The 19,649-nt window shown below is 67.0% G+C and carries 18 protein-coding genes; 14 read left to right on the top strand and 4 right to left on the bottom strand.

The window, feature by feature from the left end; all coding sequences use genetic code 11:
- Positions 1 to 236 precede the first annotated feature (236 nt).
- Positions 237 to 1,844: a hypothetical protein gene (locus tag E0504_RS33265; protein WP_131626546.1), complete on the top strand. Its 1,608-nt coding sequence runs from the start codon at positions 237 to 239 to the stop codon at positions 1,842 to 1,844.
- Positions 1,845 to 1,920: 76 nt separating this feature from the next.
- On the opposite strand, the gene E0504_RS33270 is transcribed toward E0504_RS33265, so the two are convergent.
- On the bottom strand, positions 1,921 to 3,561 hold the full coding sequence (locus E0504_RS33270; RefSeq protein ID WP_131626547.1) for a PAS domain-containing protein: 1,641 nt from the start codon (positions 3,559 to 3,561) through the stop codon (positions 1,921 to 1,923).
- A 658-nt stretch (positions 3,562 to 4,219) separates the two neighbouring features.
- Between E0504_RS33270 and E0504_RS33275 the strand changes: the two genes are divergently transcribed.
- The 8 genes from E0504_RS33275 to E0504_RS33310 all read left to right on the top strand — a co-directional run bounded on the left by E0504_RS33275 (position 4,220) and on the right by E0504_RS33310 (position 11,104).
- On the top strand, positions 4,220 to 5,506 hold the full coding sequence (locus E0504_RS33275; RefSeq protein ID WP_112108539.1) for a CpaF family protein: 1,287 nt from the start codon (positions 4,220 to 4,222) through the stop codon (positions 5,504 to 5,506).
- Positions 5,506 to 6,366, top strand: coding sequence for a type II secretion system F family protein (locus tag E0504_RS33280; protein WP_071064603.1), 861 nt, complete (start codon positions 5,506 to 5,508; stop codon positions 6,364 to 6,366). The genes E0504_RS33275 and E0504_RS33280 overlap by 1 nt, the downstream gene beginning before the upstream one ends.
- 46 nt (positions 6,367 to 6,412) lie before the next feature.
- The gene (locus E0504_RS33285; RefSeq protein WP_071064609.1) at positions 6,413 to 7,429 is read left to right on the top strand and encodes a type II secretion system F family protein; all 1,017 of its coding nucleotides are present in this window, start codon (positions 6,413 to 6,415) and stop codon (positions 7,427 to 7,429) included.
- Positions 7,430 to 7,478: 49 nt separating this feature from the next.
- Complete coding sequence (locus E0504_RS33290) at positions 7,479 to 7,724, top strand: hypothetical protein (RefSeq protein ID WP_071064611.1); 246 nt, start codon at positions 7,479 to 7,481, stop codon at positions 7,722 to 7,724.
- A 12-nt stretch (positions 7,725 to 7,736) separates the two neighbouring features.
- On the top strand, positions 7,737 to 8,195 hold the full coding sequence (locus tag E0504_RS33295; protein WP_112108522.1) for a TadE family protein: 459 nt from the start codon (positions 7,737 to 7,739) through the stop codon (positions 8,193 to 8,195).
- A gap of 101 nt (positions 8,196 to 8,296) precedes the next feature.
- A complete protein-coding gene (locus tag E0504_RS33300) occupies positions 8,297 to 8,734 on the top strand; it encodes a hypothetical protein (protein WP_131626626.1) in 438 nt (145 codons plus the stop codon).
- A gap of 117 nt (positions 8,735 to 8,851) precedes the next feature.
- A complete protein-coding gene (locus E0504_RS33305) occupies positions 8,852 to 9,715 on the top strand; it encodes a tyrosine-type recombinase/integrase (protein ID WP_165938685.1) in 864 nt (287 codons plus the stop codon).
- Positions 9,716 to 10,147: 432 nt separating this feature from the next.
- On the top strand, positions 10,148 to 11,104 hold the full coding sequence (locus tag E0504_RS33310) for a hypothetical protein (RefSeq protein ID WP_131626549.1): 957 nt from the start codon (positions 10,148 to 10,150) through the stop codon (positions 11,102 to 11,104).
- Between the two features lie 9 nt (positions 11,105 to 11,113).
- On the opposite strand, the gene E0504_RS33315 is transcribed toward E0504_RS33310, so the two are convergent.
- The 3 genes from E0504_RS33315 to E0504_RS33325 form a co-directional block, all read right to left on the bottom strand.
- Positions 11,114 to 11,968, bottom strand: a complete 855-nt coding sequence (locus tag E0504_RS33315) for a hypothetical protein (RefSeq protein ID WP_131626550.1) — start codon at positions 11,966 to 11,968, stop codon at positions 11,114 to 11,116.
- A 1,853-nt stretch (positions 11,969 to 13,821) separates the two neighbouring features.
- Positions 13,822 to 17,313 (bottom strand): phosphotransferase, encoded by a 3,492-nt coding sequence (locus E0504_RS33320; protein WP_131626551.1) that lies wholly within the window; start codon positions 17,311 to 17,313, stop codon positions 13,822 to 13,824.
- Between the two features lie 213 nt (positions 17,314 to 17,526).
- A complete protein-coding gene (locus E0504_RS33325; protein WP_131626552.1) occupies positions 17,527 to 17,916 on the bottom strand; it encodes a hypothetical protein in 390 nt (129 codons plus the stop codon).
- Positions 17,917 to 18,222: 306 nt separating this feature from the next.
- Between E0504_RS33325 and E0504_RS50650 the strand changes: the two genes are divergently transcribed.
- The 5 genes from E0504_RS50650 (at position 18,223) to E0504_RS50655 (ending at position 19,614) form a co-directional block, all read left to right on the top strand.
- The gene (locus tag E0504_RS50650; protein WP_165938686.1) at positions 18,223 to 18,372 is read left to right on the top strand and encodes a hypothetical protein; all 150 of its coding nucleotides are present in this window, start codon (positions 18,223 to 18,225) and stop codon (positions 18,370 to 18,372) included.
- Between the two features lie 67 nt (positions 18,373 to 18,439).
- The gene (locus E0504_RS33330) at positions 18,440 to 18,640 is read left to right on the top strand and encodes a hypothetical protein (protein ID WP_131626553.1); all 201 of its coding nucleotides are present in this window, start codon (positions 18,440 to 18,442) and stop codon (positions 18,638 to 18,640) included.
- A gap of 163 nt (positions 18,641 to 18,803) precedes the next feature.
- Complete coding sequence (locus E0504_RS33335; RefSeq protein WP_207974632.1) at positions 18,804 to 19,190, top strand: hypothetical protein; 387 nt, start codon at positions 18,804 to 18,806, stop codon at positions 19,188 to 19,190.
- A gap of 34 nt (positions 19,191 to 19,224) precedes the next feature.
- On the top strand, positions 19,225 to 19,416 hold the full coding sequence (locus E0504_RS33340; RefSeq protein WP_131626554.1) for a hypothetical protein: 192 nt from the start codon (positions 19,225 to 19,227) through the stop codon (positions 19,414 to 19,416).
- Positions 19,417 to 19,437: 21 nt separating this feature from the next.
- On the top strand, positions 19,438 to 19,614 hold the full coding sequence (locus tag E0504_RS50655; protein ID WP_165938687.1) for a hypothetical protein: 177 nt from the start codon (positions 19,438 to 19,440) through the stop codon (positions 19,612 to 19,614).
- Positions 19,615 to 19,649 lie beyond the last annotated feature (35 nt).

Consider the following 19,649-nt stretch of genomic DNA (forward strand, 5'->3'; position numbering starts at 1 on the left):
CTTGTCGTCCTCACGTTGCCCATGACTCCCCGCGGCGGGCATCGATCAACGCACCGAATAGTGTTGTTGCTGAGCTGGTTGCTCACCCAATAGCTCGTCTTGCGGAGCGTGTGCATGGTCCGGTTTCGGCTGGTCCGTCGCGTGTTCCGCGGCTTCCCCGGGGTCGACGTGGGCGTTCCGTCGTGCGTTCCTTGATCTCGGTGCATCTGTGGCGTGACGTAGGAGGCTGGTGAACCGTGCTCTATCTCGCTGGGCAGATTCTGGTATTCGTGCTGCTGGCGATGATCGTCGGTGCGGCGCTCGCCTGGGTCTTCCTCGCCGCGCCGGTTCGGCGCCAGCAGGCCGCGCAGGCCCGTGCGGCCAGGGCGGCCCGGGCGCGGGCCGCTCGGGGCGAGTCGGCAGGAGGGGGCGCCACCTCGGCCTCCACCCCCGGTCGATCCGGCGGCGCGCCCGCGCGTGATCCCGGCGTCGACAGCGACCGGGGCGCGCGCCACCCCGACCTCGTTGCAGCCGACCCTGTGACCGAGACGAATGCCGGGTTCGGGCAGCCTCTCGACGACGACACCTGGCCGCCGCTGGCGCCCAGGGTCGAACAAGCGGATCTCGCCGACCTGATGGCGCGCCTGGGTGACCAGGAGGAGCGGTGGGCCGCGGAGAAGGCGAGCCTGACGGCCCGGCTCGCCGCCGCGGAACAGCAGGCCATCGAGTCCGAGCAGCGAGTCGCGGCGGCCGAGTACCAGGTCGCGATCGCGCAGGCGCGGATCGGTGAGATCGAAGCGGCGCTGCACGCGGCACCGGCCGTCGACGCGGGCACCGCCGGCGTCGCCCAGCCGGAGGACGCCCCCGTCACCCCGGACGCAGCCGCACTCGCCGACCACGGTGATGTCACAACTGTCGCCGACCTTGCCCGGGAGACGGTCAGGCTGCGTGAGCAACTGGAGGAGGCGGAGTCGCGCGCGGCCCGGTTCTCCTCCCGGCTCGCCATGGTCCGCACCGACGCGGAGGCGGCGCAGCGGCAGGTCGCGACGATGAGCACCCGCCTCGACCGGCACCAGGCCGAGTGGGCGGCAGAGCGGATCAAGCTCCTCGCCCGGATCGCCGAGGCCGAGGAGACTCGGCCGGCGGCATCGCTCCCCCCGGTATCCGTTGATGAGCCCGAGGCCATCGCAACGGTCGAGCCCGTTCAGGCCGAGAGCGAGACGGACCAGGTCGCGGACGAGCCGAAGGAGGTCTATGCGGTGCACGAGGCGCCGGCCGAGCAGGAACTGACCGAGCAGGAGCCGGTCGAGGTCGAGCCGGTTGAGGTGGAGCCGACCGAGGAGGAGCCGGCATCATCCTCGGTCGAGCTCACCTGGGCCAGGGAGTCGATCGAGGCGGAGCACCTGACCTCCACGGGGCCCGGAGCCTTCGAGGCCGGCCCGTTCGTCCATGTCATCCCGGGGTCCCGTGACGACGACCTCGAACTGATCGGCGCGGCGCTGGTCGGCGCCGCGGCCTCCGCGGGCGTCACCGGGCGCCCGGCGGTGGGCACGCTCGCCGGCGGATGGAACGCGGGTCCCGAGTCGGCGGGCCGGTTCCACCTCTCCGGGGCGTCGTGGGGAGGCCCGGCCGAGCCCGTGCTGTCCACCGACAACCTCAAGGAGATCGTCGGGGTCGGGCCGGTGACCGAGTCGCGGCTGCGGGTCCTGGGCATCACGACGTTCCGCCAGCTGGCCACGATGGGCGACACCGACGTCGACCGGCTGGCGAAGAAGCTGGACGGGTTCGGCGATCGGATCGTCACCGACGACTGGGTCGGTCAGGCGCGTGACCTTCAGGCCCGGCACCACAGCGGCCTGGCCTGAGGCGCCGTTCGCACCGACGCACCGGACGAGTGGGCCCCGACGCCCGAGCCCACTCGTCCCGTCAGTTGGCGGCTGGTCAGAGCCCCGAGATGAGACCCTCGATCTCGGCCTCGACGATGCGCCGATCGGTCACGTCGACGTACAGCCACAGGTGGCCGTGGTAGCCGTTCGGTCCCGCGAGCGGGATGTGGCTGCGTTCGAACACCCTGCCGTCGGCGAACATGACGGCCTCGCGGCGGGTCGTACGGCGCCGACGCAGGAGGGTGTCCAGCCGGCTGGCGAAGCCTGCGGGGTCCTCCACCAGGCCCGGTATCGGGCGCATCTGCGTCCGGCAGTCCGTGCCGACCAGGTCCACCGGCGACTCGGCCAGTTCGAACAGGTCGCAGTACGCCTGGTTCACGGCCACCACCTGGGCGTCCGCGTCCGCGACGAGGACTGCCGAGGGCAGCTCGGCCAGCAGTGTGGTCAGCCAGCGCTCGCGCTCATGACAGGCGTCGGAGAGCCGCCGGACCTCGGAGAGCACGCACCCGCACGCACCGTCGCCGCTGGCATGGTGGGCTCCGGGTGGCCCCGTGATCAGGGGCTCCGACCGCTGCGGGGGTACCGGGCGCCAGAAGGCCCCCGGCGGCCGGCCGCCAGCCTCCGGCGCGCGGCCCGGCACCGGAGGTGGTGGCCCCGGCAGTGCTCCGTGCGGGCTGACCGCCGCCCGCCATTCGGCTCCGGGCGGCAGGGCGCCGCCCCGGGCCGACCCCGAACGGGGAACGTACGAGGGAAAGCCCTGTCCGTCAGCGCCGGCCGAGTCAGCACGAGAGGGGTCGGCACCTGCGGGGTCGGCGCCGTCCCGTCCGCCGTTCACCACCGGACCGGTGGAGCCCGGCCCGGTCGACCGGGCCCGCGCCGGGCCGGGCAGCTGCCCGGTGAACGGCGGCTCCGCGAACGGCGGCTCTTTGAACGGGTCCTTGAACGGTGGCTCCGGGAAGGGCCGATCGAACGGCGGGTCCACGAACGGCGGATCGAACTCGGCGGACAGCGGGCGGCGGGGTGCGGGCACCGCCCAGCCCGGTCTGTCGTGGTCGCTGACGCCGTCGGATGGGTACCAGAGATCGTCGGTGACCACGTCGAAGCGCTCGAGTTCGTCACGTAGCAGCTCGATGGTTTCCGAGCACAGACTGTCGAGGTCGTCGAGGTCGTCACCGATCGGCGAGTCGATCCCGGCGGTCTCCGGCGCCGCGGAGCCCTGCTCGCCGAGCGCCGACCCGGATCCCCGTTCGAACGCCACCGCGTCCAGACCGTCGGCGGGGATACCCGTGGGAGCGGAGGCGCTGCCGTCCGGCACGGCTGTGAGGGTTCCGGCGAAGCGGCGGTGGCCGTTCTCACCGACGACGGCCGCAGCGCGCAGTATCGCCGTCCGGGCGGATCCGTCCGGACGGAGCAGCCGGATCTGAACCGTCAACTCGTCACCCTCAGTGACCAGCTGGCGCCACTGGCTGGTGACGGCCCGGACGTCCTCCGGATGCACGGCTCGTTCCCAGCCTCGCCCGACCGCCTTGTCCCGGGAAACTCCGGTCAGCACGGACCACTGCCGGTTCACAAAGACGTGCCGGCCTGAGACATCTGCGGTGAATATCCCGACCGGGCAGTTGTCGACAATTCGCCGGAAGACGTCCCATGCGGTTGCGAACATATCGGCGGGGTTCGCGTCGTGGTCGGCGTTCATCGCAGGTCCCGGGAAGGCGTCGGTCGGGGGGCCGGCATCGCGGCCGGTATGGGTGGTGACGATGGAACAGCTGTGCCCGGTGGGCGTTCGGTGGGGCGGGACGTTGGCTGACCGGGCACGTGAATGACCCCCGAGGCAGGCGTCGGCGGCGGTCGGCGACCTGGAAGGTGGTGTGGGGGAGTTCCACCGGTCGGCGCGGACCGCGCGTTGTCGGTTTCCTGTGTGGTGGTGCGACGTACGGGTTTCTGACCGCCGGCAGGTTACCGCTTCGGCGCATCGATGGTGGCGCACGCGGTCGGCGTTTCGGCGCCGATCTGATTTCCGTATCCATTCATCGGGACAGGGCCGCGGCGGTCGCGGGTACCCGCCGGGAGGGGATGGTGGGCCACCGCGGAGCGGACACCAGCGCCGAGAGTGACACCGAAGATCGGTTACAGAGGGTAGTCGCCCCCTCGATGGGTGGTGGGATCTCGCGCGCTGCGTGGCTGGTAGTGGTCCGACCCGGCGCCGACGGCCGTCCGAGGTTGTGCGAACGTTGTTGCTTGCGTACCTGCTTGGAAGGGTTGATGTCGAGTGACCCGCTTCCTACGCTTCGTAGCTGATGTCCGAAGCGTGGGGGGCTGGCCGCGTGAATATGGAAGAGGAGCGGCGATTCTCCGTGGCGGCAGCACGCGGGAACTGGCCGGACGCGACCTCTCACGTGGAAGGAGAGGTCCGTGAACTGATCCGGCGGCGTTCCCTCGACCCGGAGCGGGAACCCGTCCTCATTCGTCAACTTGTGGACGCGGTTCTCGTCGACTACGAGGAACGTGCGCTCACCAGTGATCTCCCACCCGTCGTCGACCGGGATGCGACCGCTCGTTCGGTTTACGACGCCGTCGCCGGTTTCGGGCCGCTTCAACGCCATCTCGACGATCCGGCCGTGGAGGAGATCTGGATCAACGAGCCGGGCCGGGTGTTCGTCGCGCGGCACGGGCGCAGCGAGCTGACCACCACGATTCTCACCCAGGACCAGGTGCAGGACCTGGTGGAACGCATGTTGAAGTCGTCCGGGCGCCGGGTCGACCTCTCCACCCCGTTCGTCGACGCCATGCTTCCCGATGGCTCCCGCCTGCACGTCGTCATCCCGGACGTCACCCGGGTGCACTGGTCGGTGAACATCCGGAAGTTCGTTCTGTCCGCCGGCAGCCTCGACGAGCTCGTCGCCCTGGGGACGATCACACCGAACGCCGCGATGTTCCTGGAGGCGTCGGTCATCTCCGGCCTCAACGTCATCGTCGCCGGCGGCACCCAGGCCGGGAAGACGACCATGCTCAACTGCCTCGGCTCCGCCATCCCCGCCCGGGAACGGGTGATCAGCGTCGAGGAGGTCTTCGAGCTCCGGCTGCGCGCGCCCGACTGGGTGGCCATGCAGACCCGGCAGGCGAACCTGGAGGGCACCGGGGAGATCCGGCTGCGCCGGCTCATCAAGGAGGCGCTGCGGATGCGCCCGGACCGGATCCTGGTCGGCGAGGTGCGCCAGGAGGAGGCGCTCGACCTGCTCATCGCCCTCAACTCCGGCCTGCCCGGAATGTGTAGTCTGCACGCCAACTCCGCCCGCGAGGCGGTGACCAAGCTGTGCACCCTGCCGCTGCTGGCCGGCGAGAACGTCACCCACTCCTTCGTGGTCCCCACCGTCGCCTCCAGCGTGGACCTGGTCGTTCACCTGTCGAAGGAGGCGGACGGCCGGCGGCGGGTCACCGAGATCGCCGCGCTGCCGGGCCGCACCGAGGGCGACACGGTGGAGGTCGCCCAGATCTTCCGGACCCGCGGCAACATGCTCGTACGCGCCGACGGGTTCCCGCCCCATCCCGAGCGGTACCTGCGCGCCGGCTTCGACCTGCCGGCGCTGCTCGCTCCCAGCGAGCACGAGCGGGCGTACGCGCAGATCGCGGTCGAGCGCTGATGGGCATCTTCCTCGGCCTGCTGTTCGGTCTCGGCCTCTTCCTGATCGTGGCGAGCGGGCGTCCGCGGGCCGGTGGCGCGCGCGCCGAGGCCTCCTGGGCCCGCAACCTGCGCGAGACACTGGCCCAGGCCGGGATCCGCGGCGTCACCGCGCACCAGTTCGTCCTCATCAGCGCCGCCCTGGGACTGGTGGCCGGCCTGGTCATCCTGGTCTTCTCCGGCACGTTCTCGCTGGCCGTGGCCTTCGCCGCCTTCGCCTCGGTGCTGCCGCGCCAGCTCGTGCTGCGCCGGCGCCGGGCCCGCATCCACGACCTGCGCGAGCTGTGGCCGGACGTCGTCGACAACCTCGCCAGCGCCGTGCGCGCCGGCATGTCGCTGCCCGAGGGGCTGGCCGCGGTCGGCGTCCGCGGGCCGGCGCCGCTGCGCCCGGCGTTCACCCGGTTCGGCGAGGACTACCGCGCGACCGGCTCGTTCTCGACCTGCCTCGACCGGCTCGCCGACGATCTCGCCGATCCCGTCGCGGACCGCATCATCGAGTCGCTGCGGATGGCCCGAGAGGTCGGCGGCACCGACCTCGGTCGCCTGCTGCGCACCCTGTCGACCTTCCTGCGCGAGGACGCCCGCACCCGCGCGGAGCTGGAGACCCGCCAGGCCTGGACGGTCAACGCCGCCCGCCTCGCGATGGCGGCGCCGTGGATCGTCCTGCTGCTGCTCGCCAGTCGCGGCGAGAACATCCAGGCCTACGACAGCCCCACCGGGGTGCTGGTGCTCCTCGGTGGCGCCGGGGTCTCCGTCCTGGCGTACGTGCTCATGAAGCGGATCGGGCGCCTGCCCGAGGAGGGGCGGGTGCTGCGGCCATGAGTGGATCTTCGGACGGACGGGTGGGCTGGGAGCCGGGGGCGGCTCGGTGAGCACGGTGGCCGCGGGCGCGCTGCTCGGGCTCGTCCTGGGCGTCGGTCTCGTCATCGTGATCTACCGGTCGCCACCCGCGCGGAAGGTGCGGCTGGCCGACCGACTCGACCCGTACCTGCGCGACACGCCGGTCCCGTCGCGCCTGCTGGCGGACGGCGCCCGGCGCGGCGGGCACTCCGAGTCGGATTCCTCCGGCCCGGCGGGCGGACGTCCCATCATGGCGGGAGGCACGGCGGGGCGGTTCGGGCTCGGAGCGGTGGAGGCGCTGGTCCGACCGTTCGTCGAGGACGCAGCCCGCCGCCTCGACGGTTTCCTCGGCGGCCGGGTGGCCCTCAACCGGCGGCTCGTCCAGGCTGGTGGGCGCACCCCCGTCGAGGAGTTCCGGGTGCAGCAGGTGATCTGCGCGGTCGCCGGTGCCCTGCTCGGCGCCCTCGTCCTGGCGATGCGCACGCTGTTCGGGGTCGGGCCGCCCGCCCTTGTCGGGATCGCGCTGGTGGTCGCCGGCGCCGCCGGCGGGATCCTGGCGCGGGACTGGTGGCTCACCCGGGCGATCCGCGAGCGCGAGGACCGCATGCTCATGGAGTTCCCCACCGTCGCCGAGCTGCTGGCGCTCGCCGTCACCGCGGGGGAGTCCGCGATCGGCGCGCTGGAGCGGGTCAGCCGCCTGACCCACGGCGAGCTGGGAACCGAGCTGCGGCTCGCGCTCGCCGACGCGCACGCGGGCGCCTCGCTCGTGCAGGCCCTGGAGGGCATCGCCACCCGCACGTCACTGCCGCCGCTGGCCAGGTTCGTCGACGGCATGGCCGTCGCGATCGAGCGCGGCACGCCTCTGGCGGACGTCCTGCGAGCGCAGGCGGTGGACGTCCGCGAGGCGGGCAAGCGTCAGCTGCTGGAGGCGGGCGGGCGCAAGGAGATCGCGATGATGATCCCGGTGGTCTTCCTCATCCTGCCGACGACGGTGATCTTCGCCTTCTACCCGGCGCTCGTCAGCTTCACGGTGATCGCGCAGTGACCTGTGGCATCAGATCGAGCGGCATCAGATCGAAATGAGGGAGGGGACCATGAGAAAGTTCGGAGCGAGGGCCCGGGACGGCGGCTGGGTCGCGGCACGAGCGGTGTCGCGCTGGGCGGCGCGGCGGGAGCGGCTGGCCCTGCGCGGGGCCGACCGCGGGGACGTGCCCGGCTGGGTGATGGTGACCGTCATGACGGCCGCGCTGGTGGTCGCGATCGCCACCCTGGCGACGCCGGCCCTGCAGACGCTGTTCACCTCGGCCATCGAACAGGTGACCGGCATCGCCGGCGACTGAACGATCGCGGCTGTGCGCAGGTGGCCGCCACGGTTCCCGTGGCGCTGGGGCGGGCCGGCCGTCCCGAACGTCCCCGCGGATCGGGTGACCGGTGACGGTGACAGTGGGTCCGCGATCGTCGAGTTCGTCCTGGTCGGGACGCTGCTGCTGATGCTCATCCTGGGCGTCATCCAGGTCGGGCTGGTCCTGCACGTGCGCAACACCCTGGCCGCGGACGCCGCCGAGGGCGCGCGCCACGCCGCCAACCTGGAGGTACCGGCGAGCGAGGGCGGAACCTACGCCCAGCGGCTCATCGCCGAGACGCTCCCCGGCCGCGCGGACACCGTCTGCACGGGGCAGGACGAGGTCGGCCCTGGTGACATCCCCCTGGTCCAGGTGACCTGCACGGTCGTGGTGCCGCTCAGCCTTGTCCCACTCGGCGACGGCGTCACCGTGACGGTGACCGGCCACGCGGTCAAGGAGACCCCGTGACGCCCGAACCGACCGCCGCCGGTACGCACGCCGCGGGCCCGGCGCACGCCGCGGACCTGACGAACGTCGCGGGGCGTGCCGACCGCGATCAGGGTTCGGCGATGATCGAGTTTGTCGGGCTCTCGATCGTGCTCCTCATCCCGTTCGTCTACCTCTTTCTGGCCGTGTTCGCCGTCCAGCGCTCGGCCTTCGGCGTGACGCAGGCTGCCCGGGAGGCCGGGCGCGCCTTCGCGACCTCGCAGAGCGAGACCGCGGGTCTCGAACGCGCCCGGCTCGCCGCCCAGCTCGCCTTCACCGACCAGGGCATCGACGGCGCGCCCGAGGTCAGGTTCGCCCCGCAGGGAGCCGACTGCGGCGCGGGCAACCCGGGTGACGGCGCCGCCACTCTCGAACCAGGCGCCCGCTTCGTCGTGTGCGTCCGCGCGCACGTCGACCTGCCCGGGGTGGGCGCCGTCGCGGGCGGCCTCGCCGACGTAACCGTGAACGGCCAGTTCACGGTGGTCGTGGACGCCTACAGAGAAGATCGTTCGGGCCTCTGACCTGCGGTTATGCTGCCAAGCAGATCAAATATCTTGTTGCACAACGCTGCTACCACGGTAAAGTGGCGTCTTGTGGCTACCGCCGATGGACCCCTGGCGCCGCTCATTCGATCTTGGTTGCGAAGCCTGCGGGCCGCCGCCAAACCCGAGACGACGATCAAGCAGTACCGGATCGCCGTCACCGGACTTGACCAGTTCCTGGCCGAGCGCCAGACCGAGGATCTCGACGTGCGCGGGCTGCGAAGCGCGACCGTCGACTGGCTTGCCAAGCTGAACGGCGCGGGCTACGCCCCGGCGACCGTCGCCGTCCGCTTCGCCGCGTGCTCCCGGTTCTTCGCCTGGTGCGTCGCGGAGGAGGAGCTGCCGGGGAACCCGATGGCGGGGCTGGAGCGGCCCAGCGTCCCCGAGAAGCCGGTGCAGGTACCCGCGGCGGACATGGTCACCGCCCTGCTCAAGTCGACGGCCGGGCGAGACTTCCGCTCACGCCGAGATCACGCCATCATCCGGCTCTTGGCGGATACCGGGATGCGCCGTGGAGAGTGCGCGGCGCTCAAGGTCGCCGACATCGACCTGGACGCCCAGGTCGCGTACATCACGGGGAAGGGCAACCGGCCGCGGGTCTGCCCGTTCGGTGCCAAGACCGCCCAGGCTCTGGACCGGTACCTGCGGGTCCGGTCCCGCCACAAGGGGGCGCGTCTCGACGATCTGTGGCTCACCGAGCAGCGTGTGTCGAGCCTGTCGTACCACATGATCGGACTCATGGTCCGGGAGCGCGCCGCCGCTCTCGGATTCGACCTGCACCCGCACCAGCTGCGCCACCTGTTCGCGCACACCTGGAAGGCCGAGGGCGGGAACGAGGACGACCTCATGCGGCTCGGCGGCTGGCGCTCCCACACGGTGATGCGCCGCTACGGGTCCGCGCTGGCGGACGAGCGCGCCCGCGAAGCGCACCGCAAGATGAGCCTGGGAGATCGTTTCTAACGAGACGGCCGCCGCGCCGTCCGGGTCTGCGAGGTCGCGTGCCGATCTCACTCTGGCGCCGCCGCCGGGAGCAGCTTGGCCGGATGTCGGGTCATGGAACGGTAGCCAATCCGCACGTGCCTACCGATGACAGCCAAGCCGCCACGACAGCGCACCATCGGGACCTGCGATCGCATTATGAACGGAGAGTAGGTCGACCTCGGCACGAAGGAGGCCGGAGGGATCACTGATCCCTCCGGCCTCCTTCGCTATCCGTCACATGTTGCCGAAGCCGCCGCTTTAGAATCAAGAGGGTCCGACTTGGGTTCGCGCCGGGCGGCGGCTGCGCGTGGTCCTAGCGGGCCATGCTCGCTGGCACGTTGCCGGATCCGGAGTCTTGCCCGAGAGACCTCGGTTCAGCGTAAGGACTCCGATGCCACGTAACATCTACACATGCCAGGACCGGTGAAGCTATATGAGCTGCGGAACGCAATTGCCGAGACGCTGCGAGACGCATTGCGGGCCTACGAAATTCCCGAAGCTTGCGTTTCGTACGGTCTAGAACCGGGAACGGAAAGCGATGCCTTTGCGAGTAAGCGTTGGTACGTGCTGTCGAGGATAGAGAAGCATAATCGCGCACAGCTTGTCGCGCTTGCGCGAAGGGTCCTTGATGACCATGCAAGTTCGCAACTTGAGGATCTCATCAAGAGATCCGGCGCTCAGGGCGCATCCGGAGATTTTAGGAACCTTATATTCTCGGCAGATGGTCCAAAGCCTGAAATAGTCTTGACGGACGCCTTAAACAATGTTGTTAAGATCACTAAAAACGAGCAATTTTGCTTGGTCTACGACCGCCCAATCGAATCGCAGGGGCTTACCTGGGCAAAGCTCGTCAATTGGTGGCAGGGAGTCACGAGAATCGAAGATTCTATGATGGCGGGACGCCATCTATATCAACGCTTGAGTAGATCTCTCGCATCGGATCCCGAGCGAGTCTTCTTTAATCGCTACTGTGGTGCCTACGCAAACCCTGAAGGCTGGGATTGGCCTGCTCTGATCCCCCAAGTTTACATGCATTACGATCCATATACGAAAGCATCTCGTTCAAACCCGGGCCCGCTGATAAGGCAGCGGATGGACTTCCTTCTACTGCTTCCAGGTGAAATCAGAATTGTCATCGAGATTGACGGATCTCACCACTATTCATCAGGAGAGAAGCCAGATCCTCGGCGTTACGCAGAGATGGTTTCCGAGGATCGAAAGCTGCGCCTCGCCGGGTACGATGTGTATCGTTTTGGTGGCTATGAATTCGTCGACGAGAACGGTGGAACTGCTGTCGACGAGTTTATCGATGCTTTCTGTGCGCGATATGAGCTACCAGCCATCGATAGATCTAGATGGCCTGCTTAGGCGGACAGGCTATCGCGTCTCGCCGAGTCGTCGTAGAAACCGCCGAAGGGCGCCCATCAGCTCACCATCGTCATCGACTGCCTCAACCGGTATCCGGTCAATGAAAGCCACACCAGAATCCCGGAAAATATGATCGCGAGTGACATCCATGGCGCGTCGTTGATTGTGGTAGGGTCCGTCGATTTCCAGGACCCCGGCTCTTCCTTTATATGTCACAATTAGATCGGGTTCCCAGGTTCGCCCCAGGACTCGCCCACCTGCCAGAGGAAAGATTCCGATAGTCTCGTCGTTGCGCAGATCCTGCTCTTGGATTCGCTTTAGCGCACGATAGACTTTCAGTTCGCCGGCATTTGTGAACGACAGGCCGTCGTCAACGTGACGCGGCGCGTCGACACGAGCCCGTCGCCCCTGGTTCGTAGGGCGCTTTCCGTCTAGTCTTTCGCGTAGTTGCTCTCTCCAGTCTGGCCCAATATCGGGAAGAATCTCTCGAATCCCTACCCAATCAATCCCATAACCTTTGCGATTCGCGAATTCGACGAGCGTTTCTCTAATCTTGTCTGTTGCGCCAGAGAAGCGAAGTATGGCCTCTGGCCGCACTTCGAGCCAGATATCGCGGCTCTCGTTCTCGCGGTCATATTCGGGAATGACGCGCTCAACTTCGAGGAGGAGGGATGCGATATCGCGATTCCCTCTCAGGAGGAGCAGTGCCGCGCCGCCACCCAAAGTCGCTTCGGCCTCAATCCGGCGAAGTTCGGTATGGCCACCTTGCGTAGATCCGGCCCTAGAAAGCGCAGCAATTTGTTCATCAAAAGATCTCGCCGACGTACTCCGCGCTGAATCTCCAGACCGGTCGCCGTAGCCCATCCGATGGCCCCCAAGTCGCATCCGCCGAACTCGCACGCCTAGCGTACGTGATGCACCCCGACACGATGTCTTGCTACTAAGCAAGAAAATGCAATGGTGCTCATGTGTCTCGGCTCACGCTCGGCCTCGCGAAGCCGGTCGAGGTGTTTTGGATCAACGACAGTGCGCAAGGTAGCGGAGTGAGTACTTTGGGTGCGCAAGTGGTGTAGGTGTCGACGGAGTTGGCGGGCGATCGTGGCCGTTGTCTCAGTTCGTTTTGTCCTCCGGCGCGACGCTTCAGCGGACTGAAGACCAAGGAACCTGACGGACTCCGGTGGGCGGAGCACACGAGGTTCCTCCGCCGTCCGCTGCGGAGTGTGGGTCGCAGTGGACGGCAGCCACGCCCGCGAACAGCAGCGGACGTCGGCGGACGAGGTCGAGCCCGTGACCGCCGCCGGCGGACGTCCACGGATACCGGCGGACGAGCCGCCGATGATCTTTTAACCCGCAGGCTTGGGGAATTTCAGTGAACCAGCGTTCTCGTGGCTACGTGTAGCGCTTCCAGGTCTCATTCATACGCGCGAGCCCTGCAACCGAACTGACAGTGGAGGCCGCACCCGAGAGCCTGGTAAGTCTCGTCTCTTTCTCTACGGATCGATACCTCTTTGGATCTTGCGACTACCGCCGAAGTCTTTCGCCACGACAACGCGATTATCCCTATCAAGCCCACTGCCGAAAGTAGTCTGATCGTGGGCGTGTTGGTCGGTGACCCTCCCGCTATCCACAGAAGGAAGGTCGTTCCTATCGTTACTATGACTGCTTTCTCAAAGAGAGAAACTCCCCGTTGGTCGCGAGCCGCTTTGCGGCCTACTCGACTCAGATCTGAGTTTAATTTCTTGATCTTATCGAGATAGAATTCCTGAGGCTTGGGATAGTTGACGGAATTAGCTCTAACCTGAGCTTGATGTTCCGACCATCGTGCGCTTTCTGCTGCCTGACGATCGGCTTGGACCCGGACCGTCGCTTCGGCCTCAACCCGCACCTCTTCTGCAATGCAAAGACCGCATGTCCGCCCTGGGCAATCACCGCAAATTGGATTCTGCTGGCAACGCCTGCAAACCCCGATATCGAATAGCGAGTGTGTGGCGCACGTAGCCTGACCCGGCTGCCCTGGTCCGTCATAATACTCGGTATTACACGCAACCCAGACATCCTCGAATGCTGGACCGAAAGCCCCGCTAGGATGTGCGCTGGTAGGGCGCCGGTAGGATTGTTGATTAGTGCAGCGGAAGAAGCCCTGCGTAAGCATAATACGTGAGGTATTGGTCCGACACTTCGGGCAAACCATCCTTATCCCACCCCCTGCTGGGTGATCCTACCGTCCCCACATCACGACGTGGACGGCAGGCAGGGACCGCGCGCAGCGTAGGCGTAGGAGATCGGGCTGGAAGATGAACGTGATCTCGTAGATCTTGTTCAGGGTGTGGCTGCCACGCACGGAGCAGGTGCGCGCCCGGGGGTTTGTACGGCGAAACCGGGGCAGAGACGGGTAACACTCGGGGCAGGACACCAGCCCAGGGCGCCACGAGGCCAGGAAGACCGGGGCCGCGGGGAGTGGCCTGGGGCCACATCGAGGCCGCCCCACGCTGCCACAGCACCAGCGTGCGCCACAGGGGGGAGTCGGACAGCTTGGTCGGGCCACAGGTCGGGACCGCGGTGTCGGTGAGGGCGGTGGCGGCACCCGTACGGAGAGCTTCGGTCGCTGCCGCATCGGCCTGATCTTGGAAACCATCGGCGTTGAACTGGGCGCCTAAGGCTGCGTTCTCTTCCGGAGTCATCGTGGTTACTGTAGCGACGGTCGCTCTCGTTGGACATTATGATTCCTGTCCGTTTCTGTCTATCCAGCGAGAAACCGTAGTCGCGGCGGTTGCGTGATCGACGGAGACGGAACTTCGAAGTGCCACGTGAGCAGCGGAGATCTTCCCGACTAGCTTTTCAATAAGAGCGTATTTCTCGCTCTCGCTCAAATTCCCGCAGGCGATCATCTTTGTATACCGGACCGTGTCGACGATCGCGGACTTCACTCGTTCATGGGACAGATAGGTGTCGAGGTCTGGTTGCCATCCTTCGGAATGGGGCCCGGTGACGACGGAGGACCATTCGTCGAGAAGTGTGTCGTGCTCGTCGGGCTGGTAGGCCATCTTGTGTATGTGGACGGCCAGGTCGTACACGGGGTCGCCCCATAGGGCGAGTTCCCAGTCGAGGAAGCTCGACCGGCCCTCCGAGATCATAATATTCTTGCGGTGGACGTCGGTGTGGAGCAGGCGAAACGGGCGTGGTCGCAGCGTCTGCCATCTATTCTCGATCTCGACGAGGGCGTCAGCGGGGATTCCGAAGGCAGAGTAGACATCGCCGAATTCAGGTAGGAATCGTGAGTGTACGTCCGCCGTGATCGCGGAGAGGCGCCTGGCGAAGCCTGCGGTGTCCCCGTCGGCCGGCCAATCTGCGGGTGGTGCCGGTGCGGCGCCGGGTGGTAGGTGTCCGAGTTGAGTGAACATCTCGACAACGTCGCCGATGACGTGAGCTGGCACAGCCGTCCCGCGTGGGGCTGTATCGTCGAGTACCCGGCCTGGTAGGCATTCGAGAATCTGGTATTCGCTCTGAGCATTGGCGAAGAGCAGTCGCGGCGCGTGAGTGACCGTCCCGCGAATGGCACGGAGCACGTGAGATTCGGGCCAGATCTTCAGGTCCATCATGTCGCTGCCTGCGATGGGTATCCGCACGATGACATCGCCCGTCGGAGTAGTCATCCGGACGTTGTGGTTGTAGAAACCCGCTTCCGCGTCAGGTCTCCCCGCTGCTTGCCGGTAGTAGTCGTCAGGGTTCCACTCCCGACCGCCGGTTAGAGCTTCGACGAAGCGGGTGACCTGCTCACCCAGCCGGCTGAGGTTATCAATTGGCTGAATTTCCCGGATCGCACGTTCCCGACTGCGGATGATCTGTTCGTCCTCGATACCGATGACTTCCAGGGCTCGTGTCGCGCACAGAATAATTGTTGGGTAAACGTCGGCGGCTTCAAGTTCCCGGACAGTCCATCGGAGTGATTCGTAAGCCTCGTCGAGTCGGCCCCGGCGAGTGTGGAGGATGGCGCGGTAGAACTCGGCGCGGGCGCGGCCGGATCGGTAGTTGGCGGCGTCGAGGGCTTCACACGCGGAGTGGAGGGAGGTTTCGGCTTCGTCGAGGTCTCCGCCGTGTAGCTGTGCGATCGCGAGTGCGGTGTATGCCTTGCCGAGTTCATGGCGGGCGCCGATGTCGCGTTGAACCTCGATGGCACGCCCTGCTTCGATGACGGCGGCGGACGGGTTCGTGTGCGCGAGTAGCTCGGCGCGGTTGGTCTGGATGTTGGCCAGGCCCAGAACGCTGCCGGCCGCGGTGTAGTGGGTGGTTGCCTCGTCGAGGTAGCGGGCGGCGGTGGTGAAGTCGAAGGCGAAGCGGTGGGCGAGGGAGCGTAGGCGGGCGATGTCGCCGAGGAACTCGGCATCCTGGGTGGGCGCGGAGGTGCTCAGCTCGGCCGCTAGGGCTTCGGCGTCGCGGAAGCGCCCTTGGGCCATGTGGAGGTCTGCGGCCCACAGCCCTGCGGTGAGCCTGGGAGCGCCCGTGGCGCGGTTCCACACGCGGGTGTAGATGTCGAGTGCTTCGCGGGTGTCTCCGGCGATGCGTCGGCCGTGTCCGGCTGCGACGGCGAGTCGTGCGCCGACGGCCCTATCGAGGCCGAGCGCAGTGACCGGTTCGGGGATCAGGGCGGTGACGGTGGCAGCGTCGCCGAGGCGGACGGCTGCGTCGGCTTGAAGGCATCGCAGTGCGTCCGTCAGGCCGTCGTGGCCGGGCCGGTCGGGCAGGTTCGTGCGGAGGTCTTCGATGATGCCGTGGGCGGCGCTGTGGCCGCCGCGGAGTACGGCGCGGTCGGTGTAGCTGAGGAGAGTCTCGCTGGTGGCCTGTCCACTGCGGAGCGCGTGGTAGGCGGCCTCTCGTAGCGCGCGGGCCGAGAGGATTCCGCTGTCTCGGCCGGAAATATCGTCGGCCCGGTCCTCCCAGCGACGGCGAAGGAGGGAATGAATGTCTGTCGAGGTGGCGGGCGAGAGCCGTTCGCAGAGTGCTGTGGCCATGAGCTGGTGAAAGCGGAGCGCGTCCGCGGCGGGGTAAACGAAGGAGTACGCGCTGACCGATTCCCAGGCGATGCGGTGGCTGGGGAGATTAAAGGTGGCGGCCAGGGTCTGGAAGATGTCGTAATCGAAGATCCGTGCCGGGCTTAGGATTTCCAGGGTGCGGATTTCGGTCGACTCGACGTGTTGGAGGAAACGGGCAAGGATTTCTTGCTGAGACACGGGGTCACCGCTGATGCGTCCGCCGGTCTGTAGATGGGTGTCCACGGCGAGATTGAGGTAGAAAGGGAGGCCTGCGCTCGCGGTTGCGATGGTCTGCCGCTGGACAGGGTCCGCTATACCGCCGGCGTCGAGCAACTCCAGGCGTGCTTCCATGGGAAGGCCGTCTATTCCACACACGGTGATGTGGTCTTCCCAGCTGGGTTCGGTGAGTTCCCAGCGCAGGGGTTCCCGGCTGGCGATGACGACCAGGCCGCGGTCGAACTGGGCGACGAGGTCGCGGAGCCAGACGTCGGCGAGTTGGCCCCGTCCGGCGCGGACCGGGTTGGGGACGAGGGCCTCGTGGCTGTCGATGATGATGACGTATGGCTTGTCATCGCTGGAAGCTCGGAGATCCTCTGCGAACAGGAACGTGACTGCGTCCGCGAGTTCGCTGTTCGGTAGTTCGTCGAGCACGGTGAGGGTGGGATCACGTCGTACCCGCATGCGTCGGCGCATGTCCGCGCCTCCTCTTTCGAGGAGTTTGAGGAGCCCGCGGGCAGTACCGAACACGGGGAGTCCGGCGACCGTGTCAACGATGTCGGTCAGGATCGAACTGTCGTCGACGAACGCCAGGTCCGATCGGCTCAGCCGCAGATGCGGATGCAGACGCTGCCAGAGAACTGCGTAAGCGATATCGAACCGGTCGAAGTGGACGCCTTGCGCTCCCAACTCGCTGCGGAGAACCGCGAGTGCGTCCTCCTGCTGCCGTAGCGTGTGGACCTGGAGGTCAAGTGAGGCTGTGCGGTATTCCTCCGCCGCGCGGTCTTTCAGTTCCCGCAACAGCCTCGACTTGCCAATACCGCCGACGCCAGTTGGATTGAAGATCCGTGGGCCCGTGCCGATCCGTGACAGCTCATCGGTGAACGCCGCCAGCACCGGTGCGCGGTCGACGAACCGCCGTTGCAGGGCGGCGACGCGATGAAACCGCGGCGTGGGTGCCATCCATACCCTCCGACCAATGTTCGCTATCCGGCCGGGGCTAACTCAACCACAGGATGGTCCACTATGCCGGCTGATTCTCGCCGCCCGGCGCGGCCCTGCGGGCCATCGGGCTGGTGAGACAGCAGGGGGACGACGGACTATCGACACGGTTTGACCAGCTCAGAGGCCGCGCCGGGGATTTCCGGCGCGGCCTCTCGCGTCGTGCCACCGGGGTCAGACGGTGGTCGCGATCTCGAACGCGATTTCGAGGATCATGGTGCCTTCCTGGTGGGGCCGGCGGAAGGCGCCGGGGGTGATGCCTATGTGGCCGGCGGCGTGTTCGCGTCGGTAGTCGACGCTGGTGCGTCGGGTACCGGCCGCAAGGCCGAACAGGACTTTGATGGCGGTCTTGGCGGGATCGTCGAGCGCGGTGTCGATGGCCTTCCTGATGATCTGCTCCGCGTGTGCTGCCCGGTCCCGTGGGCTGGCGCCGTTGGGCGGGACGAGGAGGTCAACCAGGGCAGGGAGGTGCTGCGCGAGTTCGGGCCCGCGGGCGCCGTGGCGCCGGGCCTTGCGTAGCAGCTTCTCCACCGTGTCGATGTCCGGCGTGCGGTTCGTAGACATGTGGGGTTCCGGCAGGGGCCTCGACGGCCCCCGCTTCCCCCGCCGTAAGCCTCCTTCCTCGTCTGGCGTCGCCCTGGTGCGGGGAGTAACGGGCAACGCGGACGACTATGCCAGGTTGGCCGCATGATCGCCATGTTTGCCTGCGATGACGTCCAACGAGCGGCACTGGTGGTCGCCGGGTCCATGTTCGACTGTTTGCTTGCGAGCTGACAGGGCCCGTCTCGGGGTGAGGCGCTGCCGGGTGGCGGGGCGGCCGGTGTGACCTGCGCAGAGTCCGGCTGCGTAACCGTGCTCATGCCACGTTCAATGCCCGATGTGCTGCCCGTTTCGCTGCCTGTTTTCCTGCCGGGTTTCGTGGCCGAAAATTTGGCCGATTTCGTGGGCGGTTTTCTGCCATCTACTTTTCGGATACTGGGAACCAGCAGCGGCAAGGCGCCGCGCCTCCCTGAAAAGTGAAGGCTCTTCCGGGAGCGCAGGTCGCGATGGTCCTCTGGGCGTCGCGACGGAAGTGGCAGGTTCTGTGATGGCACGGTACTACGTTGTTCGCCGGTCGTTGCTGGGAACGATGATCCGCTGGTTTTTCGGGTTCGCCGTTCTGGCGGTGTGCGCCTCGACGGTGCAGTGGGCGGTCACGAGCATGGCCCCGGCGATGCTCGGCGCGTTCGCGGTGTTCGCTCTGGGCCTGGTCGTCTTCTGGCTGATCAGCCGGGGCCGCAGCAACTAGACCAGTTCGAAATCCTGCCGCGCCCTGCAGCATATGAGCGGGAGCATCCGCAAACTCCGGGGGTGCAGCCTTAAATTCTTGTCCATCGAATCCAGGTCATCCCGTTTCCTCCCGCCCGTCGACAGGAAAACCCGCATCCAGCGGCTACCGAGGAGAGTAAACAATGTCCAATCTTTCATCCCCCGAGCGCACGCCTGAGAACGACTTCGGGCCGTTGGCGCTGTCGGACCTGGCCAATCGTGCGGAGAAAGCGCACGCCGAGCACCTGGAGGGCTACACGGCGGGCACCGTCCTGCACCGCCTCTACCTGGCCGAGGGCATCGACGACATGGAGCTTCGGGGCGCGCTGGATCTGGTGCTGGCGCGGCTGGAGCTGTGGCGGGTGCGGACGCGGACGGAATGGCGGCAGGCGTACAACGCCTGGGCGATTCCGGCCGGTGCGGACCCGGTGCCGGCCGACCCGGGCGTGGTGGACAGCGAGAGCTTCGCGCACGTCGACGAGTTCGACGACGCCCCGCTCGGCAACGACCCGTACGACCCGCACGCCTGAAATCCAATCGCGTCGAGGAAAGGAATCCCGTCCGATGATGAGTATCTCGATTGTGGTGCTGCTGATGTTCGCGGTGGTGGTACTGGTCCGTTCCTACCGGCTGAGTCTGGCGTCGGCGCTGCTGTGCATCGTGCTCGGTTTCTACCTGGCCGCGTCCGGGCTGGCACCGATGATTCAGCAGATCATCAATCAGGTGATCGGCGTCGTCTCGTCCATCGGTGTGTGACCAGAAAAGGATGCGGTTTCGATGATGACGCTTTTCCTGGTGCTGACGTCGGCGGCGCTGTTGCTGTCGAACGGTGCGCTGCTGGTGGTTCTGCTGCTCCGGCTCGCCGAGGAACACCGCGAGATCGGTGACGCCCGCCGCCTGGCGGAAATGCAGCAGCACCACCGCGGCCGGGGCGTGATCCGGCCGGTTCGTTGAGTTCGCCCCGGGGCGCGGTTCCTGACCGCCAAGAC

Source organism: Parafrankia sp. BMG5.11, assembly GCF_004337455.1.